At 63.5% G+C, this 26,237-nt stretch carries 25 protein-coding genes; 7 read left to right on the forward strand and 18 right to left on the reverse strand.

Annotation, left to right across the window (positions count from 1 at the left end; all coding sequences use genetic code 11):
- Positions 1–80: 80 nt before the first annotated feature.
- The 6 genes from BP68_RS09365 to BP68_RS09390 all read right to left on the reverse strand — a co-directional run bounded on the left by BP68_RS09365 (position 81) and on the right by BP68_RS09390 (position 6,879).
- Positions 81–1,754: a hypothetical protein gene (locus BP68_RS09365; RefSeq protein ID WP_496370951.1), complete on the reverse strand. Its 1,674-nt coding sequence runs from the start codon at positions 1,752–1,754 to the stop codon at positions 81–83.
- A gap of 71 nt (positions 1,755–1,825) precedes the next feature.
- Entirely contained in the window at positions 1,826–3,970 is a 2,145-nt protein-coding gene (locus BP68_RS09370) for a type IV pilus secretin PilQ (RefSeq protein WP_496370953.1), read from the reverse strand.
- Positions 3,967–4,521, reverse strand: coding sequence for a pilus assembly protein PilP (locus BP68_RS09375; RefSeq protein WP_496370955.1), 555 nt, complete (start codon positions 4,519–4,521; stop codon positions 3,967–3,969). Before BP68_RS09375 ends, BP68_RS09370 begins: the two co-directional genes overlap by 4 nt.
- Entirely contained in the window at positions 4,518–5,198 is a 681-nt protein-coding gene (locus BP68_RS09380; protein ID WP_496370957.1) for a type IV pilus inner membrane component PilO, read from the reverse strand. The genes BP68_RS09375 and BP68_RS09380 overlap by 4 nt, the downstream gene beginning before the upstream one ends.
- Positions 5,199–5,200: 2 nt before the next feature.
- On the reverse strand, positions 5,201–5,812 hold the full coding sequence (locus tag BP68_RS09385; protein ID WP_496370959.1) for a PilN domain-containing protein: 612 nt from the start codon (positions 5,810–5,812) through the stop codon (positions 5,201–5,203).
- A complete protein-coding gene (locus tag BP68_RS09390) occupies positions 5,809–6,879 on the reverse strand; it encodes a pilus assembly protein PilM (RefSeq protein ID WP_496370961.1) in 1,071 nt (356 codons plus the stop codon). Before BP68_RS09390 ends, BP68_RS09385 begins: the two co-directional genes overlap by 4 nt.
- Positions 6,880–7,147: 268 nt before the next feature.
- Here BP68_RS09390 and BP68_RS09395 point away from each other — a divergent pair, with 268 nt between their 5' ends.
- Positions 7,148–9,535 (forward strand): penicillin-binding protein 1A, encoded by a 2,388-nt coding sequence (locus tag BP68_RS09395; protein WP_496370963.1) that lies wholly within the window; start codon positions 7,148–7,150, stop codon positions 9,533–9,535.
- Between the two features lie 97 nt (positions 9,536–9,632).
- On the opposite strand, the gene cyaY is transcribed toward BP68_RS09395, so the two are convergent.
- Positions 9,633–9,962, reverse strand: a complete 330-nt coding sequence (gene cyaY / locus BP68_RS09400) for an iron donor protein CyaY (RefSeq protein ID WP_496370965.1) — start codon at positions 9,960–9,962, stop codon at positions 9,633–9,635.
- Between the two features lie 12 nt (positions 9,963–9,974).
- Here cyaY and lptM point away from each other — a divergent pair, with 12 nt between their 5' ends.
- From lptM to BP68_RS09415, 3 genes are all read left to right on the forward strand, one after another.
- Positions 9,975–10,190 carry an LPS translocon maturation chaperone LptM gene (gene lptM, locus BP68_RS09405; protein WP_496370967.1) on the forward strand — a complete coding sequence of 72 codons (216 nt, stop codon included), beginning with the start codon at positions 9,975–9,977 and terminating at the stop codon, positions 10,188–10,190.
- Complete coding sequence (lysA, locus tag BP68_RS09410; RefSeq protein ID WP_496370969.1) at positions 10,187–11,482, forward strand: diaminopimelate decarboxylase; 1,296 nt, start codon at positions 10,187–10,189, stop codon at positions 11,480–11,482. The genes lptM and lysA overlap by 4 nt, the downstream gene beginning before the upstream one ends.
- Positions 11,483–11,553: 71 nt before the next feature.
- Positions 11,554–12,390 (forward strand): oxygen-binding di-iron domain-containing protein, encoded by an 837-nt coding sequence (locus BP68_RS09415; RefSeq protein WP_496370971.1) that lies wholly within the window; start codon positions 11,554–11,556, stop codon positions 12,388–12,390.
- 71 nt (positions 12,391–12,461) lie between these two features.
- Here the strand turns inward: BP68_RS09415 and msrQ are convergent, their stop codons facing one another.
- The 5 genes from msrQ to BP68_RS09440 all read right to left on the reverse strand — a co-directional run bounded on the left by msrQ (position 12,462) and on the right by BP68_RS09440 (position 18,440).
- Positions 12,462–13,124 carry a protein-methionine-sulfoxide reductase heme-binding subunit MsrQ gene (gene msrQ, locus BP68_RS09420; protein ID WP_496370973.1) on the reverse strand — a complete coding sequence of 221 codons (663 nt, stop codon included), beginning with the start codon at positions 13,122–13,124 and terminating at the stop codon, positions 12,462–12,464.
- Entirely contained in the window at positions 13,124–14,122 is a 999-nt protein-coding gene (gene msrP, locus BP68_RS09425) for a protein-methionine-sulfoxide reductase catalytic subunit MsrP (RefSeq protein WP_496370975.1), read from the reverse strand. Before msrP ends, msrQ begins: the two co-directional genes overlap by 1 nt.
- Positions 14,123–14,200: 78 nt before the next feature.
- On the reverse strand, positions 14,201–15,535 hold the full coding sequence (ccsB, locus tag BP68_RS09430) for a c-type cytochrome biogenesis protein CcsB (protein WP_496370977.1): 1,335 nt from the start codon (positions 15,533–15,535) through the stop codon (positions 14,201–14,203).
- On the reverse strand, positions 15,532–17,673 hold the full coding sequence (locus BP68_RS09435) for a cytochrome c biogenesis protein ResB (RefSeq protein WP_496370979.1): 2,142 nt from the start codon (positions 17,671–17,673) through the stop codon (positions 15,532–15,534). The genes ccsB and BP68_RS09435 overlap by 4 nt, the downstream gene beginning before the upstream one ends.
- Positions 17,674–17,801: 128 nt before the next feature.
- Positions 17,802–18,440 carry a c-type cytochrome gene (locus tag BP68_RS09440; RefSeq protein WP_496370981.1) on the reverse strand — a complete coding sequence of 213 codons (639 nt, stop codon included), beginning with the start codon at positions 18,438–18,440 and terminating at the stop codon, positions 17,802–17,804.
- An 84-nt stretch (positions 18,441–18,524) separates the two neighbouring features.
- Here BP68_RS09440 and yihA point away from each other — a divergent pair, with 84 nt between their 5' ends.
- Entirely contained in the window at positions 18,525–19,262 is a 738-nt protein-coding gene (yihA, locus tag BP68_RS09445) for a ribosome biogenesis GTP-binding protein YihA/YsxC (RefSeq protein ID WP_496370983.1), read from the forward strand.
- Between the two features lie 19 nt (positions 19,263–19,281).
- Here yihA and BP68_RS09450 read toward each other — a convergent pair whose 3' ends face one another.
- The 6 genes from BP68_RS09450 to BP68_RS09475 form a co-directional block, all read right to left on the reverse strand.
- Positions 19,282–19,644, reverse strand: a complete 363-nt coding sequence (locus BP68_RS09450; RefSeq protein WP_496371083.1) for a DMT family protein — start codon at positions 19,642–19,644, stop codon at positions 19,282–19,284.
- Positions 19,645–19,837: 193 nt separating this feature from the next.
- Positions 19,838–20,566, reverse strand: coding sequence for an ABC transporter ATP-binding protein (locus BP68_RS09455; RefSeq protein ID WP_496370985.1), 729 nt, complete (start codon positions 20,564–20,566; stop codon positions 19,838–19,840).
- Positions 20,567–20,569: 3 nt separating this feature from the next.
- Positions 20,570–21,352 carry an ABC transporter ATP-binding protein gene (locus tag BP68_RS09460; protein WP_496370987.1) on the reverse strand — a complete coding sequence of 261 codons (783 nt, stop codon included), beginning with the start codon at positions 21,350–21,352 and terminating at the stop codon, positions 20,570–20,572.
- Positions 21,353–21,373: 21 nt separating this feature from the next.
- Positions 21,374–22,450 (reverse strand): ABC transporter permease subunit, encoded by a 1,077-nt coding sequence (locus tag BP68_RS09465; RefSeq protein WP_496370989.1) that lies wholly within the window; start codon positions 22,448–22,450, stop codon positions 21,374–21,376.
- A gap of 13 nt (positions 22,451–22,463) precedes the next feature.
- Positions 22,464–23,393, reverse strand: a complete 930-nt coding sequence (locus BP68_RS09470; protein ID WP_496370991.1) for a branched-chain amino acid ABC transporter permease — start codon at positions 23,391–23,393, stop codon at positions 22,464–22,466.
- 318 nt (positions 23,394–23,711) lie between these two features.
- A complete protein-coding gene (locus BP68_RS09475; RefSeq protein ID WP_496370993.1) occupies positions 23,712–25,025 on the reverse strand; it encodes a replication-associated recombination protein A in 1,314 nt (437 codons plus the stop codon).
- Between the two features lie 152 nt (positions 25,026–25,177).
- Here BP68_RS09475 and BP68_RS09480 point away from each other — a divergent pair, with 152 nt between their 5' ends.
- Together BP68_RS09480 and BP68_RS09485 are read left to right on the forward strand one after the other, a co-directional pair.
- A complete protein-coding gene (locus BP68_RS09480; protein WP_496370995.1) occupies positions 25,178–25,567 on the forward strand; it encodes a DUF488 domain-containing protein in 390 nt (129 codons plus the stop codon).
- Complete coding sequence (locus BP68_RS09485; RefSeq protein ID WP_496370997.1) at positions 25,557–26,177, forward strand: uracil-DNA glycosylase family protein; 621 nt, start codon at positions 25,557–25,559, stop codon at positions 26,175–26,177. Before BP68_RS09480 ends, BP68_RS09485 begins: the two co-directional genes overlap by 11 nt.
- Positions 26,178–26,237 lie beyond the last annotated feature (60 nt).

The raw sequence follows: 26,237 nt of genomic DNA on the forward strand, positions 1-26,237 counted from the left end.
CCTTGCTGCAACTGCAAAATGGGTATTCTAGAAAGACAAAAGGCGGATGGAACCCATCCGCCTTTCAGAAGCCTCACTGCTTAGTTAGGCTGCTTGCAATCCAACGCCCGGCCGTAAGGAGGCGTCAGGAACGAGCCATTCTTGACGTCGGCCTCGAGAACGTCTGTGACATAGGTCTTCTGCACCGTACCTTCCGAGCCAGCAACGCTCGTGGTCACCTTGATCGTGTAATCCAACCAACCACCCACGCTCTGGGGATACTCCACCTGGATGGTGACGAAGCCGTTGGTTCCCGTCCGGCGGTTGCCACCGACGTACGAGAGCACCACATCCGCCCTCCGGGGCTCCAGCACGCCGTTGCCGTTCACGTCCTCGGACTGACGCAGGCCAGCCTGGTCAAGCCATGTATCAATCAGACCGTTCCGGTTGGCGTCCTCATTGGCGCAGCGGAATTGGCCTTCTGCACGCGCACTCCACACCGGACCCTTGTAATAGTTCGGCAAATCGACATTGGCGGAGATTTCGGCGTTGGGCACGGCATTACCCGCAGCATCCACCACGGAGACTGCGAATTTCTTGATATAGGTGATGCCATCCTGTCCGGTTTCCAGCTTGTTATGGTCGCCAATCTGAATATTCAGAGGTGCGGATGCCACGGTCATGCTAGCAATCTGCTTGTTCTTGCAAACCGGATTTCCATTGACATCCTTCACAGGCTTGCCATCTGCATCCGTTTCCACCTGCGCAAGCTCAGCATCCGTCCGACCGTAGCACACCCGAATGACGACGCCGTTCGTCGGGCTAGGACGCGTACCGGCAATATATTCAGCATTCACGACGCCGTTGACGTCGGTATAGAGAATGTCGGAGCCCGAAGAAATACGCTCGCCGGCCCCCAGACTTGGCTCAACAATCTCAAAGCGAGCCCGCACGTTCTTGATGGCCTTGTTCTGGGCATCCTGGAAGATCGCACGGATATTGGCGCGATTCTGACTGGAACCCGAGGAATTAGGCGCAATGGTGTTCGGCGTGATGGCGAGAGCCGCTGCACTGATTGCTCCCACGGCATCCGGGACGCCTGCAGACGCACCCAGCACTTGCACGCTATGTCTTGCCGTCACACCAGACGCCGTGACCTCCACTGTGTACGTACCTGGAGTGGCAGGCGCCTTTGCCGTTGCACCGGCCTTCCCAGAGTTATCCGTCACTGCCGTTCCAGTAAAGCCCAGACTGCCCCCAAACTCCACCTTGGCATTGGGAATAGGAGCCTTCTTCACATCAAGCACATTGACCGCCAAGGTTACCGACTGACCCGGCGTAGGCTGCGGAGGATTCGTCGTAACCTCCACTTCACTTCCAGTGACGGGGATCTTGGCTGACTTTTCCTTGCCATCGATCTTGATGGTCAAGTCGATATCCCGGTTGGCCTTATCACTGCCGGTTGAAATTTTGCCCGTCACCTGCCCACTCTGGTCGGTTTCCTTCTCAGCCGGAGTGTAAATGCCGGAGTTCACCTTGACCTCTACCTTGGCACCGAGGACAGGATTGTTGTTCCCATCGAGGGCCGTCACCTTCAAAGTAGCCTCGTCCAACCCCGAGTTCAGCAAGGTCGTCTTGTCGAGCTGATAGTCGAAACTAGCCACCTTCGGGCCATTATTCCCTCCCGGAGTACTTCCTGAGTTTCCGCCGCCTCCACCGCAAGCTGCAACCGAAGCAGCGGCGATGACGATTGCCAATCTGGATACGTATTTCATATTGCCTATACCACTTACTAGAAAATTCCGGGCATCGGGGCCGCACACAGCAACCCCTCGCCCCATTCAAATCAACGAACCGGCCCGCGATCTGTAATCACCTTGGGAGTAATGAACACAAGCATTTCCCGCTTAGAGGATTCCTTGGTCCTGTTCTTGAAAAGATTCCCAACCACCGGCACATCACCCAGCAAAGGTATCTTGTTTTCCTGGTTGGTTTCTTCCATTTCAAAGATGCCACCTATCACCACAGTACCACCGTTCTCCACTAGGACCTGAGTTTTTATGTGCTTGGTATCAATGGCCACACCCTGGGTCGTGCTCTCGCCGCGGCTGTCCTTGTTCACATCCAAATCCAAGATGATATTGCCTTCCGGCGTGATTTGAGGTGTCACCTCCAGCTTGAGCACTGCCTTCTTGAAGGCAATTGTCGTAGCTCCGTTGGGGGCCGTCACCGAATAAGGATACTCCGTGCCTTGTTCAATCAATGCCTTTGTCTGGTCAGCCGTTATCAAGCGCGGGCTGGAGACAATTTTTCCCTGACCGTCGGCCTCCATCGCCGAAAGCTCCAATGTCAAGAAACGATTCGCAGCCGAATTAAAAATCGACAAGGCAAACGATCCAAAGGCTGGCGTATTCGAGAGCGATGCGGGCAAATTAACGAAATTCCCACCTACATTCACATTGCCGCCGAAGCCCGTTGAGTTGGTGGCGTTTTCGTAATTGGTACCCAGGGCGACGCGATTACCCCCGCCAAGACTATAACCACCATCCCCCCCTCGATTTGCTCGCAGATCCCCTCCACCCAGTTTGACGCCCAAAGAGCGACCAAAGGTATCCCGAGCCTCGACGATACGCGCTTCAATCATGACCTGACGCACCGGCACATCCAGCGTCAGCAACAGTTGCCGCACCTCTTCCAACTTGCCCGGAGTATCAGTAACAAACAGCTGGTTGGTGCGCGGTTCGGCTAGTGCACTCCCCCGCTCCGACAAGAATCGGGTCGATTGACCGGAGCCGCTACCGCCGCCAGAAGAGCTGGTGGACAGTTGCACGACCATATCAGCAGCCTTTGCATAGTTCAGCTGATAGGCTTGCGTGCGCAGTGGCTCGAGTTTCTGGATGGCCAACGCCGCCTCATAGTCCTTCTTGATCCGCTCATCAATTTCATCCTTTGGCGCAATCCAAAGAACGGTACCTGACTTGCGCATGCCAAGCCCCTTGGCATCCATGATGATCTGTAGCGCCTGGTCCCAAGGTACATCCTTGAGTCGCAGCGTCAGAGCACCGGTCACGGTATCCGACGTGACGATATTGAAATTGGTGAAATCGGCAATGACCTGCAACAGCGACCGAACCTCGATGTTCTGAAAATTCAGAGACAGCTTTTCACCAGAATAATTAGGCCCCTGCGTCAGCTTTGTCAGATCGACCTTCTTAGGACGGACCTCCACGACGAACTGGTTGTCGCTTTGATAAGCACTATGCTCCCACTCCCCAACAGGGTCTATCGTCAGGCGAACACGCTCACCCTGCTGAGTCGCAGTGATAGTCTGAACCGGCGTACCGAAATCAGACACGTCCAGCCTCCTGCGCAAGCCCTCCGGTAGCGAAGAGCGCAGGAAGTCGACAACCAGTCCCTTGCCTTGTTGCTGCAGGTCTACACCCACCTGATTGCTCGCCAAGCCAATGACGATACGACCCGCACCATCCGCACCACGGCGAAAATCCAGATCCTTCAGTGGCAGCACATCCGCATTCTGGCTTTCTGAAAAGGCCCCAGGCTGTGCCTTGGGAATATTGGCCCCGCCAGCAACTGCATCCAGCAAAACCACCACGGCTTTCCCCTGCAACTCCGCCCGATAGGACGTTGGCTGCTTCAGATTCAGCACAACACGGGACCGCTCTCCCGCGTGAACAATGTTGGCCGACTTTACATTACCCTGGTTAATATCGATGAGTGAACGCCCCGTGGCGTTGCCCACTCCAGGGAAGTCCAAAGCAATGCGCGCCGGGCTTTGAATGGAAAACCCAGTAGGAATATCAGCCTGCGGTTCCGAAAACTCAATGCGCAAGACCTCAGCCCCGCCTTGCAAGAACCCAGAAATGGACTCAATAGAACCCCGTGCGTGCGATACCGTAGCGCCCAGTGCTGCCAAGATTGCAGCGCCAGCCATCCATAGATGCCGGCTCAAACGAGTTTCCTGTCGAATCATTTCTTCACCTCTGTTCCCTCTTGCAGATCCAATGTTGTCACGCGCTCCACCCAGTCACCCGTTGGGTCTTGAACAATCTCCCGCAAGCGCATATTTGTTTCTGAAATACTGGTGATCTTCCCGTAGTTCTGTCCAAGATAGTTACCAACTTTCACTTGGTACAACAGCTTGTCGACACTCACCAGAGCCGTAGGGGTTCCCGTCTTATTCAAGCTTCCAACCATCTTGACTGCATCCAGCGGATAGGCCTCCAAAGGCTCCTTTCGCCTCGCCATCTCTGGCGCGATCAGTGAGGCATTGGCCGCAGACTCCGATGATTCACGCCTCAATGCCTGCGTCAATTTCATGGAGTTGAAAGGATCCACACCACTTTCCGCTATGTAATCCTGAGGCAGAAACTGCTTGGGCTCCGACAAGGGCGTCACACGGGGCTTGGTGGTAGTGCGCAGCTCCGCCATCCACTGCCGAAGCTCATCCTCCCCGCTTGGGCCACACCCCGACAGGACGAGTGCGGCCAGCAAAATGGCCGTCTTTTCACCTAGGCGAATCATTTCTTTTTCACCCCTTTCGCCGCAGCCTTTTGCGCTTGGATTTCCTCTGGATCAAGATAACGGAAGGTTCTCGCGGTCGCCTCCATTGTCAAGTTCCCTGTGGAATCCTTGGTAGATGGCGCCACCGACAAGTTATTCAGAGTAACGATACGGGAAAGATTTGCCACATCTGAGGCAAAAGAGCCCACATCGTGATACTTACCGATCACGCGAATCGATATCGGCAACTCCGCGTAGTAATCCTTCACAACGATTTGCCCAGGACGGAACAACTCGAACTGCAAGCTGCGACCCAGGCCCGCCTGATTGATATCAGAAAGCAGGGCCGACATTTCTGCCTTGCTCGGCAGTTGCTTCTCCAGCTGAATCACATACTGCTGAATCTGCTCTCGCTGCTTCTTGAGTGCATCCAGGCTGACTGCCTTCACCAACTTCTTCTGGTAATCAGCACGCAGCGTCTGCTCGGTGGCCTGCTCTGCGGCAAGCTCCGCTTCAAAATCCGTCAGCTTGAAGAACCACAGGAAAGTGGCAACGCCAGCGGCAATGAAAATGCACAACAGCGCACGAGGCAGGCTGGGCCATAGGGACGGATCCTTAGGATCCAGATTCTGAAACTGACGCTGCAAATCTCCCTGCAGCTTGGCGAAATCGAACTTCGGCTCTTTTTTCTCTGCCATGCCTATTTCCCCGCAGTCGCGCCGCTCGCAGCATCCATTGCCTTTTGGGCATCAGAGCTGCGCACCAATCGGAAGCGCAAATTAAAGGACGCCACACGGCGCTGGTCCTTAGGGGTCAGCGCGACATTGGCAGCAACAATTTCGACCAGTTCCGGCTTAGAGAACCACGGAGTGTTACTGGCCAAGTTGCGCAGCATTTCAGACACCCGCTCATTCGATTGCGCCATACCCTGCATGGTCACGACCTGATCCACTTGCTTGAGACTGGTCACATACACACCATCCGGCAATTGCATTACCAGCTCGTTCAACATGTGCACAGGCAGATTGCGGTCCGACTGCAGGTCCTCTACCGCCTTCTGGCGGGCCTGCAATGCGGCGATCTCCTCTTCAATCGTGGCGATTTCCTTGATCTGACCTTCCAGGACCTTGATCTCGCCTCGCAGATAATTATTCCGGTCCTGCTGATCGGCAATCATCATTTGGAACCACCAATAGATGACGGCGGCAATGGCCAGTCCCACCAACGCCGAAGCCAACATGACTGCCTGGAATGTTTCCCGCCTGCGTTTGCGAGCGGCCTCCCGGTGCGGGAGCAGGTTGATGAGAATCACTGCAAGAACCTCCGCATCGCCAGTCCGCAGGAAGTCAGGTAGGACGGCGCCTCGCGCACCATCTTCTTGAGGCGAACCCCACTGCCGACCTCCATCCCCTCAAAGGGATTGATGACGCTGCACGCAAAACCGGTAGTCTGAACAACCGCCTCCGTCAGGCCGGGCAGCGGCGCCGAACCGCCGGCCAGCATGATGTGGTCAACACGGTTGTATGGCGTGCTGGTGAAGAAGAACTGCAGAGCACGGCCAAGCTCTTGCGCCATGCTGTCCACGAAAGGACGCAGCACTGCCGACTGGTAGTCCTCCGGAAGGTCCCCATTGCGCTTTTTGCTCTCCGCCTCCTCCTGGGAAAAGCCGTACTGGCGCACGATCAGCTGCGTCAACTGGGCACCACCAAAGGCCTGGTCACGCTCGTAAAGAACTTCTTCGTTTCGAATGACCTGCATGCTGGTGGTCAGTGCCCCCACCTCGAACAATGCGACCACAGCATCCACGCCATTGTTCGGCAAAGCCTCAATGAGTCGCCCCGCCGCCAGGCGCGCGGCATGAGATTCGATGTCGACGATGACCGGCTTCAGGCCAGCCGCCTCCGCCAGCCCCTGGCGGTCCTGCACCTTCTCCTTGCGCGAAGCCGCAATCAGCACATCCACATCGCCAGGCGCACTCTTGCTGGGACCCACGACGCAAAAATCCAGACTCACCTCATCCAAAGAAAAGGGGATGTACTGATTGGCTTCGGACTCGACCTGCACCTCGAGCTCCTGCTCGGTCATGCCGTCAGGCAAGGCGATCCGTTTGGTGATCACCGCTGACGGAGGCAGAGCCAGCGCAACATTCCTCGTCTTGGTGCCACTCTTCTTGACCACCCGACGCAGCGCCTCGGCAACCTCATCGAACTTTTCGATGTTGCCATCCGTGATCCATCCACGCTCCAGCTGCTCGATCGCGCAACACTCGAGAACCAGAGCTCCTCCCTTATCGCGCCCCAACTCGACCAGCTTGACACTGGAAGAGCTGATATCGATCCCCAGCAATGGGGCCGATTGGCGACTGAACAACGACCCCATTGAGATCAAGGTGCCCCCCGTAACTTATCTATATGACGCAACAAAACTTAACACTTCACATGAATGCTATCAGTAAGGTCCTTCACCAGCAAAGAGTTTTACGCCATCGTCACATCTGAGGCGTTGTCAAAAGCAGACGATTTTCCGGCTGCCTCAGAGACATTTCCGGGACGATTTCCGGCGTGCCTGCACCACCGATTCCGCACGCCGAAACCGGAACGCACGCCTCGGATTTTTATAATGGCAAGTTGCCTGCCGATTACGCCTTATGCCACATCCCCAAGACAAAGCCCCTCCTACTTCTTCGCCGTCCCATACGCCTCGCTGGGTACGCTGGCTCCTGCGGGGGAGCGCCTGGATCTTGGGCATCGGCGCGGCAGGTGCGCTCGCGGGCGCCTTCGCCATAGGGCTAGGTCTGGCCGTTGCCTACCCCAACTTGCCGGACATCTCCGAGCTGGCCGACTATCGGCCGAAGCTCCCCCTGCGTGTGTACTCCACCGAAGGTGCCTTGCTGGGAGAGTTCGGCGAGGAGCGCCGCAACCTCACCCCCATCCAGGACATTCCTGCCGTGATGACCAACGCGGTTCTGGCGATTGAGGATGCCCGCTTCTTCCAGCATGGAGGCGTGGATTACAAGGGTGTCTTGCGCGCCGCCTTGGCCAATTTGGGGCGTGTGAAAAGCCAGGGCGCATCCACCATCACCATGCAGGTCGCGCGCAATGTTTACCTCTCGTCAGAGAAAACATTTACAAGAAAGATTTACGAAATATTACTAACATTTAAATTAGAGCATCTGCTCACAAAAAACCAGATTCTCGAAATTTATATGAACCAGATTTATCTGGGGAATCGTTCGTACGGATTTGCAGCTGCTGCAGAGACTTATTTCGGCAAGCCCCTGAAGGCCCTTTCCATCGCCGAGGCCGCCATGCTCGCCGGACTGCCCAAGGCACCTTCGGCCTACAACCCCATCAGCAACCCCAAGCGCGCACGCATCCGGCAGCTTTACATCATCGACCGGATGCAGGAGAACGGATTCATCACGGCAGAAGAGGCCATGGCGGCCAAGCAGGAAGACCTCAAGCTGCGTTCGCCTACCGACAGCACACGCATTCATGCAGAGTACGTTGCGGAAATGGCGCGCCAACTCATCTTCGCCCAGTACGGCGCCGAGGCCTACACCCGCGGACTGAACGTGTACACGACCCTCAACGCGGGCGAGCAGGAAACGGCCTATACCGCTCTGCGCAAGGGCATCATGGACTACGAGCGTCGCCAGCACTATCGCGGCCCAGAGCGCTTTATCGCGCTGCCCACCGCCGCATCCGAGGCAGAGGACGCCATTGACGATGTGCTCGCAAACCACCCCGACAACGGCAACGTGCTGGCAGCCGTAGTGCTGGAGGTCAACGCCAAGCGGGTTCTGGTCGCACGCGCCGACGGCGAGCCCATCGAAATCACTGGGGAAGGTCTCAAGCCCGTCCAATCAGGCCTCAGTGACAAGGCCCCGCCCAACATCAAGCTTCGCCGAGGTGCGGTGATCCGAATCGTGCAGACGCCCAAGAAAACCTGGGAAATCACCCAACTGCCCGAAGTAGAGGGCGCCTTCGTGGCAATCAACCCTCGCTCCGGCGCCATCCGCGCCTTGGTGGGGGGCTTCGACTTCGACAAGAACAAGTTCAACCACGTCACCCAGGCGTGGCGACAGCCGGGATCGGCCTTCAAGCCATTCATTTACTCTGCCGCGCTCGAAAAGGGATTCACGCCTGCCACGGTCATCAATGACGCACCGCTGTTCTTCAGCGCAGGGGTGACGGGGGGGCAGCCCTGGGAGCCGAAAAACTACGACAGCAAGTACGACGGCCCCATGACCATGCGCACCGGACTGGCGCGTTCCAAGAACGTGGTTTCGATCCGCGTACTGCAGGCCGTCGGCCCGAAGACGGCCCAGGACTGGGTGAGCCGGTTCGGGTTCGATGCAGACAAGCACCCTCCGTACCTGACCATGGCCCTGGGCGCGGGATCCGTCACGCCCATGCAGCTCGTGACCGGCTATTCCGTGTTTGCCAACGGTGGCTATCGCGTCAACCCCTACCTGATTACGCGGGTCACCGACCACAAGGGCCGCATCCTTTCCGATTTCCAGCCGCCGGCAACCGCCGACAACCCCCGGGCGATTGATGCACGCAATGCCTTTGTCATGGACAGCCTGCTGCAGGAGGTCACGCGGACGGGCACGGCGGCACGCGCGCAGGCCTCGCTCAAGCGTCCGGACATCTATGGCAAGACCGGGACCACCAACGATGCGGTGGACGCATGGTTTGCGGGCTTCCAGCCCACCCTGGCGGCCGTTACCTGGATCGGTTACGACACACCGCGCAATCTCGGCAGCCGCGAAACCGGTGGTGGCCTGAGCCTGCCCATCTGGGTCAGCTTCATGGAAAAGGCACTCAAGGGGGTGCCCGTGGCAGAGCCCACGGTGCCCGCCGGCGTGGTCAACGTGAGCGGAGAATGGTTCTACGAGGAATATGCGCGCAATGCGGGCGTTGCCAGCGTGGGCATGGAGCAGCAAGCCCCCCTCCCGGGAACTGCGCCCCCCAGCGCACCGCCCCCGGCCGAGGAGCGCAGCCGCATCCTCGACCTTTTCCGCAACTGATTCGCAACGCGGGGTACAGGCTCAGGCAAGCGCCACGCCGTGCGGAGCACACGTGGCCCGGCATCTCTGCCCGGGCCAGCCATGGCCGGCCGGTATGTCAGGCCGTGAACAGCAGGGTCTCGCCTGACTGCAGGCTGGCGTCGCGGCTCAAGTCGGCAAAGAATTCACCCGCGCCCTTCGTGTCGATCCAGCGCGCACCATCGAAGCGGTAGTGATAGCCGCCGGACCGGGCGGCCATCCAGACTTCATGCAGCGGCTTCTGCAGATTGATGACGATCTGACTGCTGTTGCGGAAGGTGATGGTGACCATGCCCCCCGTGCGCTGGCTGTCCAGATCGGCCTCGGTCTCCTCGCTGATGCGGTCGCAGCTTTGCTCCACGGCCAACAGGAGTTTCTCGGCACGGTCCATGAATTCAAGGTCGGTCATTACAATTTGCGTATGTTGAGAGCTCGCCAAATTCTAGTCAGGACGATTGCCCTTGCTGTGAGCGCGGCGGCCTTGGCTGGCTGCGGCCAGCGCGGCCCGCTGTTCCTGCCTACAGACCCCGCGGCGGCGCAGCGCGCCACACTGCCTGAAACACTCAATCCCACCGTTTCGCGTCCATCGGCCCCCGCCGCATCCCCTCCCGCTTCCGCATCGCCTTCCGCCCAATGACCTCTTCCGTTCTGCCCGGCCACCCTCACGTCCACTACCGCGACCAAGCCCTTCACCTGGAAAACCAGCGCTTGTCGGATCTGGCACGCGAGCATGGCACCCCCCTGTATGTCTATTCCCAGGCGGCCATGCTGCAGGCCCTGGCGGCCTACCAGCGCGGCCTTGCCGGGCGCAAGGTGCAGATCTGCTACGCCATGAAGGCCAATTCGTCGCTGGCCGTGCTGCAGCTGTTTGCTCGCCACGGCTGCGGATTCGACATCGTTTCCAGCGGCGAGCTGCAGCGCGTGATCGCCGCCGGCGGCGACCCGGCCAAGGTCATCTTCTCCGGCGTCGGCAAGACGCGCGCCGAGATGCGCCAGGCCCTCGAAATCGGCATTGGCTGCTTCAACGTGGAGAGCGAGGCCGAGCTGGAGGTGCTGAGCGAAGTGGCGGTGGCCATGGGCCTGCGCGCGCCGGTGAGCATCCGCGTGAACCCGAACGTGGACGCCAAGACCCACCCCTACATCTCCACGGGCCTCAAGGGCAACAAGTTCGGCATCGCCCATGAACGCACCGTGGCCACCTACCAACGGGCTGCCGCCCTCCCGGGCCTGCGCGTGATCGGCATCGACTGCCACATCGGCTCGCAGATCACCGAGGAGACGCCCTACCTCGACGCCATGGACCGCATGCTGGACCTGGTGCAGGCCATCGAGGCCGCCGGCATTGCCATCCACCACATCGACTTCGGCGGCGGCCTGGGCATCGACTACAACGGCGACACCCCGCCCGCGGCCGATGCCCTGTGGGCCAAGCTGCTGGCCAAGCTGGACGCCCGCGGCTATGGTGACCGCCAGCTCATGATCGAGCCGGGCCGCTCCCTGGTGGGCAACGCCGGCGTGTGCCTGACCGAGGTGCTGTACGTCAAGCCGGGCGAGCAAAAGAACTTCTGCATCGTCGACGCCGCCATGAACGACCTGCCCCGCCCCGCGATGTACCAGGCCTTCCACGCCATCGTGCCGCTGGATGCGGCCACCCCCGCACGCTCGCCCCAGGTCTACGACGTGGTCGGCCCCATCTGCGAGAGCGGCGACTGGATCGGCCGCGACCGCAGTCTGGCCGTCGAAGCGGGCGACCTGCTGGCCGTGCTGTCGACCGGCGCGTACTGCAGCTCCATGGGCAGCACCTACAACACCCGCCCCCGGCCCGCGGAGGTGCTGGTGGACGGCGACAAGGCGCACCTCATCCGGGCCCGCGAGAGCGTCAGCGACATCTTCCGCAGTGAAAAGCTCGTGCCCATCGCCAAACCTTGATGGCCATCAAGCAATAACCATATTCTGCGAACTACTATCGCCTTCTTCATCGTCATTGCGGAGCCGCCTGCATGTCCCTGGAACCTCTTGAACTCTATCGCGACAAGAACCACGCTTGCCTGATGTTCTCGGACCTCATCGAGGAAGATGGCCAGGCCGTGCAGGCCAACCAGTTCCTGATCGTGGACGGGGACACCGGCGCCATCATCGATCCGGGCGGCAATCTGGCCTTCAACGAGCTGTTCATGGGAATGACCAAGCATTTCCCGCCGCACAAGCTGTCCTACCTGATCGCCTCGCACGCCGACCCCGACATCATTGCCTCGCTCGACCGCTGGATGACCAGCACCAAGGCCACGCTGGTCATCTCCCGCATCTGGGAGCGCTTTGCCCCCCACTTCACCAAGGTCGGCAAGACCGAGAACCGCGTCATCGGCGTGCCCGACGGCGGCGGCCACCTGCCGCTGGGACGCAACGAACTGGTGCTGCTGCCCGCGCACTTCATGCACTCCGAGGGCAACTTCCACTTCTACGACCCCGTCAGCCGCATCCTGTTCACAGGCGACCTGGGCGTATCCATGACCTCGGGCGCCGAAGCCCGCGTGCCCGTGACCGACCTGGGCCCGCACATCCCGCGCATGGAGGGCTTCCACCGCCGCTACATGGTCTCCAACAAGATCCTGCGCCTGTGGACGCGCATGGTGCGCCAGCTCGACATCGCCATGCTGGTGCCCCAGCACGGCGCGCCCATCATGGGGCAGAAGGCCATCAACGACTTCTTCAACTGGCTCGACAGCCTGATGTGCGGCATCGACCTGTTCGATGATCGCGCCTACCAGATTCCCTCGGCGCACATCGACCCCGTCAGCCGCCAGGTCCGCCCGCCGCTGCAGGCCGTGGGCACCTGATTTAGAGTCAAATCAGGCTCCAGCGCTTACCGAACAAGCGTCAACAGCTATATAAATTACAGCAAACAACCCTACGTGGCACGGCGGCGGCGCAGCGCCAGCCGTGTCAGCAGCAGCGCCGCCAGGATGGCGCCATAGACCGCCACCTCGGCAAAGTCGTTCTTGCCGGCCCGCATCCAGAAGAAATGCAGGATGGCCAGGCCCGCGATCAGATACACGCTGCGGTGCAGGCGCTGCCAGCGGCGTGCGCCCAGCCAGCGGATGGCGCGGTTGAAGGAGGTGGCCGCCAGTGCCAGCAGCAGCACGAAGGCGCAGAACCCCACCAAGATGAAAGGCCGCTTGGCCACGTCCCGCGTGATCTCCGCCAGGTCCAGCCCCATGTCGAACCAGCCATAGCACAGCAGGTGCAGCGCCGCATAGAAGAAGGTGTAGACCCCCAGCATGCGCCTGAACCGCGCCAGCGCGGGCAACCCCAGCCCCAGGCGCAGCGGGGTCACGGCCAGGGTCAGGCACAGCAGACGCAGCGTCCAGTCGCCGGCGGAGCGGATCAGCGCCTCGGCCGGATTGGCACCGAGGCGATCGGCGGCGGCCCCGTACACCAGCCATGCCAGCGGCAGCAGACACAGCACGAACAGCAGAGGCTTGGCGGCCGGATGCAGCAGCGCCCGGCCCACGGCGCCGGCCACCCCTGGCGTGGGCACGCGGCCGCCGGGCCGGGAGGATGCGGCCGTCATCAGTAGAACCTCTTGAGATCCATGCCCGCGTAGAGCTGGCCCACCTGGGCCTCGTAGCCGTTGAAGAGCAGGGTCTTGCGCTTCTTGGCGAACAGCCCGTCCTCGCCGATGCGGCGCTCCGTGGCCTGGCTCCAGCGGGGGTGGTCCACGGCGGGGTTCACGTTGGAGTAGAAGCCGTATTCGTTGCGCGCCGCCTTGTTCCAGGCCGTGCCGGGCTCCTTCTCCACGAAGCGGATCTTGACGATGCTCTTGGCGCTCTTGAAGCCATATTTCCAGGGCACGACGATGCGCACCGGCGCGCCGTTCTGGTTGGGCAGCACTTCGCCATACATGCCGAAGGTGAGCAGCGTGAGCGGGTGCATGGCCTCGTCCATGCGCAGGCCCTCGGTATAGGGCCAGTCCAACACGCGCGAACCCACGTAGGGCATGGTGGCCTTGTCGGCCAGCGTCACGAACTCGACGTACTTGGCGCTGCCCTGCGGCTCCACGCGCTTGATCAGCTCCGACAGCGAGTAGCCCACCCAGGGGATCACCATCGACCAGCCTTCCACGCAGCGCAGGCGGTAGATGCGTTCCTCCTGCGCGCTGAGCTTGAGCAGCTCCTCGATATCGAAGCGCCCCGGCTTGTTGACCAGCCCCTCCACCTCCACGGTCCAGGGTCGGGTCTTGAGGGTGTGCGCATTGCGCGCGGGGTCGCTCTTGTCGGTGCCGAACTCGTAGAAGTTGTTGTAGGACGTGGCGTCCTTGTAGTCGGTGGGCTTTTCCATAGTGACCGCACCCGCCACGGCTGAGCGCATGCTCGGCAGGGCCGCCAGCTTGCCGGGGCGTTGCACCGTCTGTGCCAGGGCCTCGCGCCCGGCCCAGGAAGCCAGGGCCGCACCGGCAGCGCCGCCCGCCAGCAGGCGCAGCAGCGCGCGCCGCTCTTCATAAACCGCGCGCGGCGTGATGTCGCTCGCGCGCGGACGGGCGAGCCCGGTTTCTTGTGTGTGGATCAGCATGGGGAACCTCCGGCGGCCGCATCAGCCGCAGTCTGTCTTATACAGACTGGCCGTGCGGCGCCAAGGTTCCCCAGCGGATCAAAGCGTTCCGTAGCTGTGCAGTCCGCTCAGGAACATGTTCACGCCCAGGAAGGCAAAGGTGGTGACCGCCAGGCCCACCAGGGCCCACCAGGCGGACATGGTGCCGCGCAGCCCCTTCATGAGGCGCATGTGCAGCCAGGCGGCATAGTTGAGCCAGACGATCAGCGCCCAGGTCTCCTTGGGGTCCCAGCTCCAGTAGCCGCCCCAGGCCTCGGCCGCCCACAGCGCACCCAGCACGGTGGCGATGGTGAAGAAGGCAAAGCCCACGGCGATGGACTTGTACATCACATCGTCCAGGATCTCGAACGACGGCAGGCGCTCGGCAATGCGCCGGCGCGCCAGCAGGATGCCGGCCACGATCAGCGCCGAGATGCCGAAATACACCATCCAGTAGCTGCTGCCGCCATCGCTGGCACCCTGGCGGAAAACGATGGGTTCGAAGCACAGCACCACGCCCAGCAGCCACAGCGGCGCCAGCTTCCACCAGCGCGTCTCGGCGGCCTGCTGCTTGATCAGGTAGGCAAACGCCACCATGGCCGCCAGCGCAAAGGTGCCGTAGCCGATGAAGTTGGCCGGCACATGGAGCTTCATCCACCAGCTCTTGAGCGCCGGCACCAGGGGCTGGATCTCATGCGCCTCGCGCACCACCGTGTACCACAGCAAAAAGCCCACGGCCGCGCTGACCACCAGCATCACGAAGCTGCCCAGCGCGCGCGTCTGGTACTGCTCCTCGTAGTACAGGTAGAACGCGGCCGTCATCCAGCAGAACATCACGAACACCTCGTAGAGGTTGCTCACCGGGATGTGGCCGATATCGGGTGCGATCTGGTAGCTCTCGTACCAGCGCACCATGGTGCCGATGAGCGCCAGCGCCACCGCCACCCAGGCGATCCGCGAGCCGATGCGCATCATGGTCTGGCCCTCGCCGCGCGAGAACATGCCAATCCAGTAGAACGCCGTGCTCATGAAGAACAGCATGCTCATCCACAGAATGGCCGACTGGCTCGACAGGAAGTACTTCAGGCCAAAAACCGTGTCGGCCCGCGCCAGGTCGCCCGCGCCGTCGTTCTGGTACAGGCCGATGGCCAGCAGCGAGCAGGCGGCGACCACCAGCATCAAGGCGCGCAGCGGCCGCCAGAACCAGCCCAGCCAGATGGCGCTGGGAATGGAGCCGAGCAGGATGGCCTTCTCGTACACATCCATGTGACTCGCGTAGCGCTGCAGCGCAAACACGCCGCCCGCCACCACCACCAACGCAAACAGCCAGTCCAGCCAGTTGCGGCGCGAGAAGTAGCCCTCGTTCAAGGTGAGCGTCGTCGTGGCCGTGTTCATGATGTACCTCCGTGGGGGAGCGTTCCTATCAGTCTGGTGGAGAGCTGCGCGAACTCGCGGTCGCCATCCAGCGTCTTGCGGTTGGTGGACAGCGCCATTGTGGCGCGTGCGCCGCCGTCCTCGGGGGCCAGCCAGACCCACACGCGGCGCTCGCGCACATACAGCATGGCAAAGATACCCACGATCAGCAGCGCGCAGCCCAGATACACCACGTTCTTGCCGGGGGCCCGCGCCACCTGGAAGACACTGGCCTGCACCTGCCTGAAATCGCGCAGCTCGAAGGCCATCGGGGCGGGATAGGCCTGCGCGTCACTCAAGCTGAGCACGGCCTGGGTCATGAAGGCCTGGGTCTTGGCATCCTGCGGCAGCGGCGCCAGGCCCGCGCGCTCGCGCGTGATCTGCGCAATCTCGAACAGCGCGCCATTGAGAATGCGCACCAGCACCTCGCCCGCGCGCTCGCGCTCGGCCTCGGGCACGTTGGCTTCCATGAAGTCCGAAATGGCCTGCAGGCCACCGTGCCGGCGCCCCTCCTCATCGAGCGTGCCAGCGAACAGGGTGATGGCGCGCACGGCAGACTGCGCCAGTTGCTCCGCCAGCTCGGGACGCGATGCGTCCACGGCCACGGCCGCATAGCGGCGCACGGCCTGCTCCCGCAGTTGGGGGTCTGCCAACGCCAGGCGCATGCGCAGGAAGCCGTCCATGCCGCCCTCGCTGTCCACCGGCACCCGCAGGTAGCGGAACGGGTCGGCCGGTGTCTCGCGCACGCCCAACAGGTACACGGGCTGGCCATCGCCCGTGTCCACGGGCAGCATGAAGTTGTGGAATTCGCGCGCCTGTCCGGCTGCGTCGCGCAGCTTGTAGGTGATGCTGGGCCCCACGTTGCGCAGTTCGCGCTTGGTGACGGTCTTGTTGCCCGCGCCCAGACGCGACTCGATGGACTCGCGCAGATCCACCTTGCGCACATCGGCACCCGAGCCGCTCGCCCCGGTGTCGCCGAAGTTCTCCACGTTGAGCACGCGCAGCCCCGTGAACTCCAGCGTCAGCGCCTCGCCCGAGCCGCTGTGGGCCAGGCGCGTGGAGCCCCCGATCACGCCCTGCACGTCGAACGCAGCCACACCCGGCACCATGGGGCGGGCGCGCAGCTGCACCTCGGAGCCACCATCGTCGAAGCTGGACTGGTAGATCTCGATGCCACGGTAGCTGGCCGGGTGGTTCACCTCCACGCGCGCCGGCGTGGCCTCGCCCGTGGCCTTGTCATGGATCACGATCTCGCTGGCGAACAGCTTGGGCATGCCCGTGGAGTAATGCTCCACGATGAATTTCTTGAGCTCGATGGCGAAAGGCAGCTCCTGCAGCAGCAGGCCGTCGGACTGGCTCAGGATGGCCGTGCTGGACTGCGTGCCCTCGGCCACCAGCAGATTGCCGCGGAACGTGGGGTTGCGCTCGGACAGGCGGTGCTCGGGCTTGACGTCGGAGATCAGCCCGCCGCCCGTGTAGGGCGTCTTGCCGCCCAGCCACATCTGCGCGCGCACGATCAGGTCGCCGTCCAGCAGGCCGCCCAGACACACCAGCACGATGGCGCTGTGCGCGGCAATGTAGCCCAGCTTGTTGGCCGCGCCGGCCTTGGCCGCCACCATCCAACCGTCGCCCGCGGGCGTGGGGCGCTGCTGCAGCCGCACCTTCCAGCCGCCGGAAACCAGCAGCTGGCCGATGCGCCGGGCGGCCGCCTCGGGCGCCTCTCCGGCAAGCGTCGCGCTGGCCTTGTGGTGGAAGGCCTGCAGGCTCTTCTCGCGGATGTTTTCCTTGTAGGTGCGCAGGTCCGCCAGGTACTTGGGCGCGTGGCGCGCGATGCACAGCGAGGTGCTCACCACCAGGAAGGCCAGGATCAGCAGGAACCACCAGGCGCTATAGACGGCGTTGAGCTTGAGGGCCAGGAACAGGTCGGCCCAGAACGGCCCGAACTGGTTGACGTAGTTGTTGGCGGGCTCGTGCTGCTTGAGCACCGTGCCGATGACCGACGCGATGCAGATCACCGTCAGCAGCGCGATGGCGAAGCGCATGGACGCCAGCAACTCGGTCACCGATCGCATGGCATGCGAGCGTGGTGCACTGCTGTGGCCGGGAGAGGTGTCAGACATGGAAACGCGAGGGCCCGAATGAAAAAAAGGGCGGGCCATCCGTTCAGATGAGCCCGCCCGTCTTGGGTGTGATTATCGGCGGTAGGTTCCGCGGGTGCATCCGAGCACCCCCGGGAATTTGACGTGAATCAACGCAAGCCGGCGATGTAGTCGGAAACCGCCTTGATTTCGCGGTCATTGAGCTTGGCCGCCACGTCGCGCATCTGCGCGTTGTTGCCGCGCTTGCCGTCGCGGAAATCCACGAGCTGCTTGGTCGTGTAGTCGGCATGCTGGCCCGACAGGCGCGGGTACTGGGCCGGAATGCCGGCGCCGTTGGGGCTGTGGCAACCGGCGCAGGCGGCGATGTTGCGGTCCTGGATGCCGCCGCGGTAGATGCGCTCACCCAGGGCCACGAGGTCCTTGTCCTTGGAGAAGCCGGCCTTGGCCTGCTTGGAGGCCAGCCACCAGGACACGTTGCGCATGTCGTCCTCGGTGAGCAGCGCGGCCATGCCCTGCATCACGGGGTCGGCACGCTTGCCGGACTTGAATTCCTGCAGCTGCTTGACCAGATACTCGGGGTGCTGCTGCGCCAGCTTGGGGTTGGCGACGATGGAGGAATTGCCGTCGGCCGCGTGGCAGGCGGCACACACCGCTGCGTAGCTGGCCTCGCCCTTCACCAGATCGGGCTTTGCAGCCTTTTGCGGCGCCGGGGTTTCACCCGCTGCGAGGGCCGGGAGAGCGGGTGCTGCCAGCGCGGCAGCCATCAGCAAGGAGGCAAGCAACTTCATATCGGGGGATCTTGTGTTATGAGCGCAAAACCCCGCGATTCTACAATGGCACCTGTTTTGCACGATCCCTTGGAAAACCCATATATGACGACCACATCACATGCGCCAGTTGCTGGCTCCCTGCCGCCGGCACCCGACGCCAAGGTCGCCCTGGGGTGGATGCACACCGCGCGCTTTCTGACCACGGCCGCGCAGCTGCACCACCTGCCCGCCATCGACGTGCCCGAGATCGCCTTCGTCGGCCGCTCCAACGCCGGCAAGTCCACCTGCATCAACACCCTCACGCAGCAACGCCAGCTGGCGTTCGCCTCCAAGAAGCCGGGGCGCACCCAGCACATCAACCTGTTCGCGCTGGGCAGGCAGGGCGTCATGGACGCCGTGCTGGCCGACCTGCCCGGCTACGGCTATGCGGCCGTTTCGCGCACCGACAAGCTGCGCTGGCAGCGCGTGATGCTCAACTACCTCATCAGCCGCGAAAGCCTCACAGCCATCGTGCTGCTGTGCGACCCGCGCCTGGGCCTGACGGAGCTCGACGAGGCGCTGCTCGATGCCGTGCGCCCGCGCGTGGAGGCGGGCCTCAAGTTCCTGGTGCTGCTCACCAAGGCCGACAAGCTCACGCGCGCCGAGCAGGCCAAGGCGCTGTCCATCACGCGGCTGCAAGCCGGTGGCGGCGAGGTGCGGATGTTCTCCGCACTCAAGAAACAGGGCGTGGACGAGGTGGCCCAGCTGCTGTGGCAGTGGTCCCATCCCGTCGTGGCGGCCACGGAGCCCGCAGCGCCAGCAGAGCCGGAAGCGGAGCCGGACCCAGGCAGCAACGCATAAGCGCCCCGCAGCGCGCGGCTCAGGCGCTGCGAAAGATGAAGTACACGGCCCCCACCAGGCACAGCCCTGCCCAGAGGTAGTCCCACTTCAGCGGCTCGTTCATGTAGAACACCGCGAAGGGCACGAACACGGTCAGGGTGATCACCTCCTGCAGGATCTTGAGCTGGCCCAGGCTGAACTGCGCGTGGCCGATACGGTTGGCCGGCACCTGCAGCAGGTATTCGAACAGCGCGATGCCCCAACTCACCAGCGCCGCCGCGTACCAGGGCGCCGTGGCCAGGTTCTTCAGGTGGCCGTACCAGGCAAAGGTCATGAAGACATTGCTGGCCACCAGCAGCAGGACGGTCTGCAGGGGAATGGGCAGGGATTGCAGGGTGTGCATCATGGCGCGCAAAGACTCCTCCACGGCATGGAGGACTTGAAATATGAGTCAAATCGCACTCTAGCGCACTATGGACAAGCGCAAGCAGCTATCAATATGAAAGCGCCCCATTGCCTGACCCCAACGACAAGACACCGCCAAGGCGGTGTCTTTCTGCAGGTGGCGGCGGGCCGGAGTGCGGTGCAGCAGCGCCTCACTCGCCCAGGTAGGCGGCGCGCACGCGCGGGTCGCTGAGCAGCTCCTGCCCCGCGCCCGTCATGGTGATCAGGCCGGACTCCATCACATAGCCGCGGTCGGCAATGGCCAGCGCGCGGCTGGCGTTCTGCTCCACCAGCACGATGGTCACGCCGAGCTGGTACACGTCGCGCACCACCTCGAAGATCTTGTCGACCATGATGGGCGACAGGCCCATGGAGGGCTCGTCCAGCAACAGCACCTTGGGCTGGCTCATGAGTGCGCGGCCCATGGCCAGCATCTGCTGCTCGCCGCCGGACATGGTGCCGGCCAGCTGGTCCTTGCGCTCGCGCAGGCGCGGGAAGATGGTGAACATCTTCTCGATGTCGGCCTGGATGCCAGCCTTGTCGCCCCGCGTGTAGGCGCCCATGAGCAGGTTCTCGGTAATGGTCATGCGCGCGAACACGCCGCGCCCTTCGGGCACCATCACCAGGCCCTGCCGGACCAGGTCCCAGGCACCCTTGCCCTTGATGCTCTGGCCCAGGTATTCGATGTCGCCATCGTTCATGCCCAGCGTGCCCGTGATGGCCTTCATGGTGGTGGTCTTGCCGGCGCCGTTGGAGCCGATCAGCGTGACCAGCTCGCCCTCGCGCACCTCGAAATCCACGCCCTTGACGGCCTGGATGCCGCCGTAAGCCACCTTCAGGCTCTTGACCTGCAGCAGCACTTGTTTGGATTTTTCGGCCATGTCTCAGTGTCCTCCGGTGCCCAGATAGGCCTCGATCACTTTTTCGTTCTTCTGCACTTCTGCGGGCGTGCCCTCGGCGATCTGCTTGCCATAGTCGAGCACCGTCACGCGGTCACACAGGCCCATCACCAGCTTCACGTCATGCTCGATGAGCAAGATGGTGCGGTTGTCGTTGCGGATGCGGTCGATCAGCTCGCGCAGCTGCACCTTCTCGGTAGCGTTCATGCCGGCCGCGGGCTCGTCCAGGGCGATGAGCTGCGGGTCGGTGGCCAGGGCCCGCGCAATCTCCAGGCGGCGCTGGTCGCCGTAGGACAGCGTGCGCGCCTTGAAGTCGGCGTACTTGCCGATGCCCACGTAGTCCAGCAATTCTTGCGCGCGCTGGGCGATGGCGGCCTCCTCGGCCTTGAAGCCCTTGGTGCGGAACACCGCGCCGACCAGGCCCGAATGGGTGCGGATGTGGCGCCCCACCATCACGTTCTCCAGTGCCGTCATCTCGGCGAACAGACGGATGTTCTGGAAGGTGCGCGCGATCCCCGCCTTGGCCACCTTGTGTACCGCCGTGGGCTCGTAGGGGTGGCCCGCCAACTCGAAGCTGCCCGCATCGGGCGTGTACAGCCCGGTGATGACGTTGAAGAACGTCGTCTTGCCCGCGCCGTTGGGACCGATCAGGCCATAGACCTGACCGCGCTGGATGGTGATGCCCACGTTGGACAGGGCCTGCAGGCCGCCGAAGCGCTTGGAGATGCCCGCGACCTTGAGCACCACTTCTTTCGATGTATCTGCCATGTTGTTGCTCTACCGGTGGTGTCAGGACTTGTGCGTCAGGCTCTTGCCATGCTCGGGCGAGGGCCACAGGCCGCGCGGGCGCAACAGCATCACGACGATCATGGCCAGCGCGATCAGCAGCTGACGCAGGATGGAGGAGTCCAGACGCCCGTCGGTCATGGCCTGCAGCGGGCCCGCCACGTAGCGCAGCACCTCGGGCAGCGCCGACAGCAGCACGGCGCCCAGGATCACGCCCGGGATATGGCCGATGCCACCCAGCACCACCATGGCGACGATCATCACCGACTCCATGAGGCTGAACGACTCGGGCGACACGAAGCCCTGGAACGCGCCGAACATGGCGCCCGCCACACCGCCGAACGAGGCCCCCATGCCGAAGGCCAGCAGCTTCATGTTGCGGGTGTTGATGCCCATGGCCTTGGCGGCGATCTCGTCCTCGCGGATGGCCATCCAGGCGCGGCCGATGCGCGAGTCCTGCAGGCGGTAGCAGACCAGGATGGTGACCAGCACCAGGAACAGGAACAGGTAGTAGTACAGCGTGACGGAGTTGATGTCGTAGCCGAACAGCTCCAGGCGCTTGCCCAGGTCCAGGCCGAAGACCTTCACCGAGTCGATCTGCCCCAGGCCCTTGGGGCCGTTGGTGATGTTGACCGGGTGGTCCAGGTTGTTCATGAAGATGCGGATGATCTCGCCGAAGCCCAGCGTCACGATGGCCAGGTAGTCGCCGCGCAGCTTGAGCACCGGAATGCCCAGCAGCACCCCGGTGCAGGCCGCCAGCAGCAGCGCCAGCGGTATCACCAGCCACAGCGACATGTGCAGCCCCGTGGGGAACTGCGCCGCGAACCAGGCGAAGTTGTCCGCCAGGTGCGGCGAGGCCAGCAGGCCGAACATGTAGGCGCCCACGGCGTAGAAGGCCACGTAGCCCAGGTCCAGCAGGCCGGCATAGCCCACCACGATGTTCAGGCCCAGGGCCAGCATCACGTACAGCAGCGCCAGGTCGGCGATGCGCACCCAGGCGTTGCCGAAGTACTGCAGCACCAGGGGCAGCACCAGCAGGGCAATACCGCCCAGGATCCATTGGATCTTGTTGTTTTTCATGGTTGTCGGTTCCTCAGGCGCGATCGGCCACACGCTCCCCCAGCAGACCCGAGGGGCGCAGCGTGAGGATGATGATCAGCACGATGAAGGCGAAGATGTCGGTGTAGTGGCTGCCCAGCACGCCGCCCGTGAGCTGGCCGATGTAGCCCGAGCCGATGGCCTCGATCAGCCCCAGCAGGATGCCCCCCACCACGGCGCCCGCCAGGTTGCCGATGCCGCCGAACACCGCCGCCGTGAAGGCCTTCAGGCCCGGCAGGAAGCCCATGGTGTGCTGGGCCGTGCCGTAGTTGGACGCCCACATGATGCCGGCGATGGCCGCCAGCACCGCGCCGATGATGAAGGTGGCCGAGATCACCATGTCGGGCTTCACGCCCATGAGCGCAGCCACCCGCGGATTCTCGGCCGTGGCGCGCATGGCGCGGCCCAGGCGCGTGTAGTTCACCAGATAGACCATGGAGGCCAGCGCCAGCACCGTCACCGCCAGGATCAGCACCTGCGTGGTGGTGATCACCGCGCCGCCGACCTGGAAGGGCGTGGTGGGCAGCAGCGTGGGATAGGGCTTGTAGTTGGGCTTCCAGATGATCATCGCCAGCGTCTGCAGCAGGATGGACATGCCGATGGCGGTGATCAGGGGCGCCAGGCGGGGGCTGCTGCGCAGCGGCCTGTAGGCGACCTTCTCGATCGTGAAGTTGAGGGCGGCGGCCACCACGCAGGCGATCAGCGTGGCCAGCAGCAGGATGGCCCAGCCGGGCGCGCCGGGCATGGCCTCCTGCATGAGGCCGATGCAGCTCCAGCTGGTGAGCGCCCCGATCATGAGCACTTCCCCGTGGGCGAAGTTGATGAGCTGGATGATGCCGTACACCATGGTGTAGCCCAAGGCTATCAAGGCGTACATGCTGCCGAGAACCAGACCATTGATGATCTGCTGCAGCAAGATGTCCATAAAAAAGTCCTTTGTGTTGACGTTCACCGACGGCAGGCACCGCCAATCGGTGCGGCCTCGTGGGCCCATCTGCCATCTAGCAAAAAACCCGCCAGGAATGGGTCTGCGCGGGTTTCGTGCGGAAATTTTGCGCGCCGCGGCCACCGCATCCAGACGGTGTTTTCCCTGGTTTGCGGGCCACCTAGGGCAAGCGCTAACTTCGTTGGAAATCCGAGACCTGCACCACCTATGCAGGGAATGTGCTGATTCCCAGGGGCCTCGGAATCCGCTGCGGTAGGCCGGCCCGCACGCTGGGGGCCAACCGTGGGAAATGCCGGCTCAGTCCTGCGGCGGTGGCGTGCCCGCCGCCGCGTTGCGCGCGCGCAGCTCGTCGAGCTTCTGGCCGATCTTGATCTCCAGCCCGCGCGGCACGGGCTTGTAGAAGCCCGGCGGCTCCATGCCCTCGGGCAGGTAGCTCTCGCCCGCGGCGAAGCCGCCCTCCTCGTCATGGGCGTAGCGGTAGCCCTTGCCGTAGTCCAGTTGCTTCATGAGCTGCGTGGGCGCATTGCGCAGATGCATGGGCACGGGGCGCGTGCCGTCCTGCTTCACGAAGGCGCGGGCCTGGTTGTAGGCCTTGTAGCCGGCATTGCTCTTGGGCGCCACGGCCAGGTAGAGCACGGCCTGGGCCAGGGCCAGCTCGCCCTCGGGAGAGCCCAGGCGCTCGTAGGTCTGGGCCGCATCGTTGGCGATCTGCATGGCGCGCGGGTCGGCCAGGCCGATGTCCTCCCAGGCCATGCGCACGATGCGCCGGGCCATGTAGCGCGGATCGGCCCCGCCGTCGAGCATGCGCACCAGCCAGTACAGCGCGGCGTCCGGGTCGGAGCCGCGCACCGATTTGTGCAGCGCGCTGATGGTGTCGTAGAACTGCTCGCCGCCCTTGTCGTAGCGGCGCACCTGCTCGCCCAGCACCTGCAGCAGCCAGGCGTCCTCGATGCGCTCGATACCGGCCTGGTGGGCCGTGATGGCCAGCGTCTCCAGCGTGTTGAGCAGGCGCCGCGCATCACCGTCGGCGTAGGCGATCAGCCGCTCTATTGCTACATCTTCAATAGCTGGTAGCGCTTGCAGCGCCTGGGATTTCGCCACTATTTGCTTCAAGTCGTCACTGCTCAGGGGCTGCAGCACATAGACCGTGGCGCGCGACAGCAGGGCCGAGTTGACCTCGAACGAGGGGTTCTCGGTCGTTGCCCCGACGAAGGTGAAGAGCCCGCTTTCGACATGCGGCAAAAAGGCGTCCTGCTGGCTCTTGTTGAAGCGGTGCACCTCGTCTACGAAGACGATGGTGCGCTGCTGCATCAGGCCATCGCGCGCGGCCTCGGCCTGCAGCACGGCGTCGCGGATGTCCTTCACGCCGCCCAGCACCGCGCTGATGCTGATGAACTGCGCGTCGAACGCCTCGGCCATGAGGCGGGCGATGGTGGTCTTGCCCACGCCGGGCGGCCCCCACAGGATGCAGCTGTGCGGCCGGCCCGACTCGAACGCCAGGCGCAGCGGCATGCCCGGCCCCAGCACATGCTGCTGGCCGACCACCTCGGCCAGCGAGCGCGGGCGCAGGCGTTCGGCCAGGGGCTGGTGGGAGGCGGCGGAGGACTTCATGGCGGCGGCAATCGGCAAGGCAGGGCCATGATCGTAGCGGGCTTGTGGCCCCCGGGCGGGCTTTCTATGATGGTCCCCCACCCACGCCAGAGCCGCCCTGCGTCCCCACGGCAGCCGCAACGGCCTGAACAACCACCGACAAGGAGTCCCCCATGAGCGTGCGCATCGTCCGCCTCGGCAGCCCGCGTACCCCCGACGAGGGCACGCGCATCGGCACCGTGCGCCGGCCGCCGCGCGGCGTGCCCAAGGAACAGTTCGCGGCGCAGGACTGGTACGACGTGTGGTACCCCAACCTCTCGCCCAGCCCCGAGACCGTCAAGCTCGCCCAGGCGGCGCAGACGCCCCGGGAATGGACCGCCTTCACCCAGCAGTTCCGGCGCGAAATGGCCACGCCCGACAACCGCCACACCCTGGCACTGCTCGCCACGCTGTCCCAGCAGTCCAACTTCTCGGTGGGCTGCTATTGCGAGGACGAGGCGCATTGCCACCGCTCGGTGCTGCGCGACCTGCTGGCCGAGGCCGGGGCGCGCATTGAACCCTGACGGCCCGGCCAAGGACGAGCCGCTGGACGCGCTGCTGCGCCGCGTGCGCGCCTGCACCCTGTGCGCGCCCCACCTGCCGCTGGGCCCGCGCCCGGTACTGCAGGCCGCGGCGGGAGCGCGCCTGCTGATCGCGGGCCAGGCGCCGGGGCGCAAGGTGCATGCCTCGGGCATTCCCTTCGACGACGCCAGCGGCGAGCGGCTGCGCGCCTGGCTGGGCCTGTCGCGCGCGGTGTTCTACGACCCGACGCGGGTGGCCATCCTGCCCATGGGGTTCTGCTACCCGGGCCGTGGCCCGTCGGGCGATGCACCGCCGCGCCCCGAATGCGCACCCGCCTGGCGCGCGGCGCTGCTGGAGCGCCTGCCGCGCGTGGCGCTCACCGTGGCCCTGGGCCAGTACGCGCTGGCCTGGCACCTGCCGCATGCGCGGCATGGCGTCACCGCCGCCGTGCGCGACTGGCAACGCTGGCTTGCAGGCCCGGGGCCGCACACCATCGCCCTGCCCCACCCCAGCCCGCGCAACAACGGCTGGCTGCGGCGCAACCCGTGGTTCGAGGCCGAGCTGCTGCCCCTGGTGCGCGCCCGCGTGGCGGTCGTGCTGACCGAAGATTGAAGCCTTTTGGGCCGCCAGCGCCCTGCCATCAAGCGCAAGCAGCTATTAATTAAATAGCAT

The sequence above is a fragment of the Diaphorobacter oryzae DSM 22780 genome, from assembly GCF_059568935.1.

What these genes read in the sequence shown, in the direction of transcription:
- BP68_RS09475 (WP_496370993.1), bottom strand. Translation starts at nt 25,025, where the DNA reads ATGAAGTCCTCCGCCGCCTCCCACCAGCCCCTGGCCGAACGCCTGCGC.
- BP68_RS09365 (WP_496370951.1), bottom strand. Translation starts at nt 1,754, where the DNA reads ATGAAATACGTATCCAGATTGGCAATCGTCATCGCCGCTGCTTCGGTT.
- BP68_RS09370 (WP_496370953.1), bottom strand. Translation starts at nt 3,970, where the DNA reads ATGATTCGACAGGAAACTCGTTTGAGCCGGCATCTATGGATGGCTGGC.
- BP68_RS09455 (WP_496370985.1), bottom strand. Translation starts at nt 20,566, where the DNA reads ATGGCCGAAAAATCCAAACAAGTGCTGCTGCAGGTCAAGAGCCTGAAG.
- BP68_RS09395 (WP_496370963.1), top strand. Translation starts at nt 7,148, where the DNA reads ATGCCACATCCCCAAGACAAAGCCCCTCCTACTTCTTCGCCGTCCCAT.
- BP68_RS09450 (WP_496371083.1), bottom strand. Translation starts at nt 19,644, where the DNA reads ATGCACACCCTGCAATCCCTGCCCATTCCCCTGCAGACCGTCCTGCTG.
- BP68_RS09415 (WP_496370971.1), top strand. Translation starts at nt 11,554, where the DNA reads ATGTCCCTGGAACCTCTTGAACTCTATCGCGACAAGAACCACGCTTGC.
- ccsB (WP_496370977.1), bottom strand. Translation starts at nt 15,535, where the DNA reads ATGAACACGGCCACGACGACGCTCACCTTGAACGAGGGCTACTTCTCG.
- yihA (WP_496370983.1), top strand. Translation starts at nt 18,525, where the DNA reads ATGACGACCACATCACATGCGCCAGTTGCTGGCTCCCTGCCGCCGGCA.
- BP68_RS09470 (WP_496370991.1), bottom strand. Translation starts at nt 23,393, where the DNA reads ATGGACATCTTGCTGCAGCAGATCATCAATGGTCTGGTTCTCGGCAGC.
- BP68_RS09375 (WP_496370955.1), bottom strand. Translation starts at nt 4,521, where the DNA reads ATGATTCGCCTAGGTGAAAAGACGGCCATTTTGCTGGCCGCACTCGTC.
- BP68_RS09465 (WP_496370989.1), bottom strand. Translation starts at nt 22,450, where the DNA reads ATGAAAAACAACAAGATCCAATGGATCCTGGGCGGTATTGCCCTGCTG.
- lptM (WP_496370967.1), top strand. Translation starts at nt 9,975, where the DNA reads ATGTTGAGAGCTCGCCAAATTCTAGTCAGGACGATTGCCCTTGCTGTG.
- BP68_RS09480 (WP_496370995.1), top strand. Translation starts at nt 25,178, where the DNA reads ATGAGCGTGCGCATCGTCCGCCTCGGCAGCCCGCGTACCCCCGACGAG.
- msrP (WP_496370975.1), bottom strand. Translation starts at nt 14,122, where the DNA reads ATGCTGATCCACACACAAGAAACCGGGCTCGCCCGTCCGCGCGCGAGC.
- BP68_RS09460 (WP_496370987.1), bottom strand. Translation starts at nt 21,352, where the DNA reads ATGGCAGATACATCGAAAGAAGTGGTGCTCAAGGTCGCGGGCATCTCC.
- lysA (WP_496370969.1), top strand. Translation starts at nt 10,187, where the DNA reads ATGACCTCTTCCGTTCTGCCCGGCCACCCTCACGTCCACTACCGCGAC.
- BP68_RS09435 (WP_496370979.1), bottom strand. Translation starts at nt 17,673, where the DNA reads ATGTCTGACACCTCTCCCGGCCACAGCAGTGCACCACGCTCGCATGCC.
- BP68_RS09380 (WP_496370957.1), bottom strand. Translation starts at nt 5,198, where the DNA reads ATGGCAGAGAAAAAAGAGCCGAAGTTCGATTTCGCCAAGCTGCAGGGA.
- msrQ (WP_496370973.1), bottom strand. Translation starts at nt 13,124, where the DNA reads ATGACGGCCGCATCCTCCCGGCCCGGCGGCCGCGTGCCCACGCCAGGG.
- BP68_RS09440 (WP_496370981.1), bottom strand. Translation starts at nt 18,440, where the DNA reads ATGAAGTTGCTTGCCTCCTTGCTGATGGCTGCCGCGCTGGCAGCACCC.
- cyaY (WP_496370965.1), bottom strand. Translation starts at nt 9,962, where the DNA reads ATGACCGACCTTGAATTCATGGACCGTGCCGAGAAACTCCTGTTGGCC.
- BP68_RS09390 (WP_496370961.1), bottom strand. Translation starts at nt 6,879, where the DNA reads ATGGGGTCGTTGTTCAGTCGCCAATCGGCCCCATTGCTGGGGATCGAT.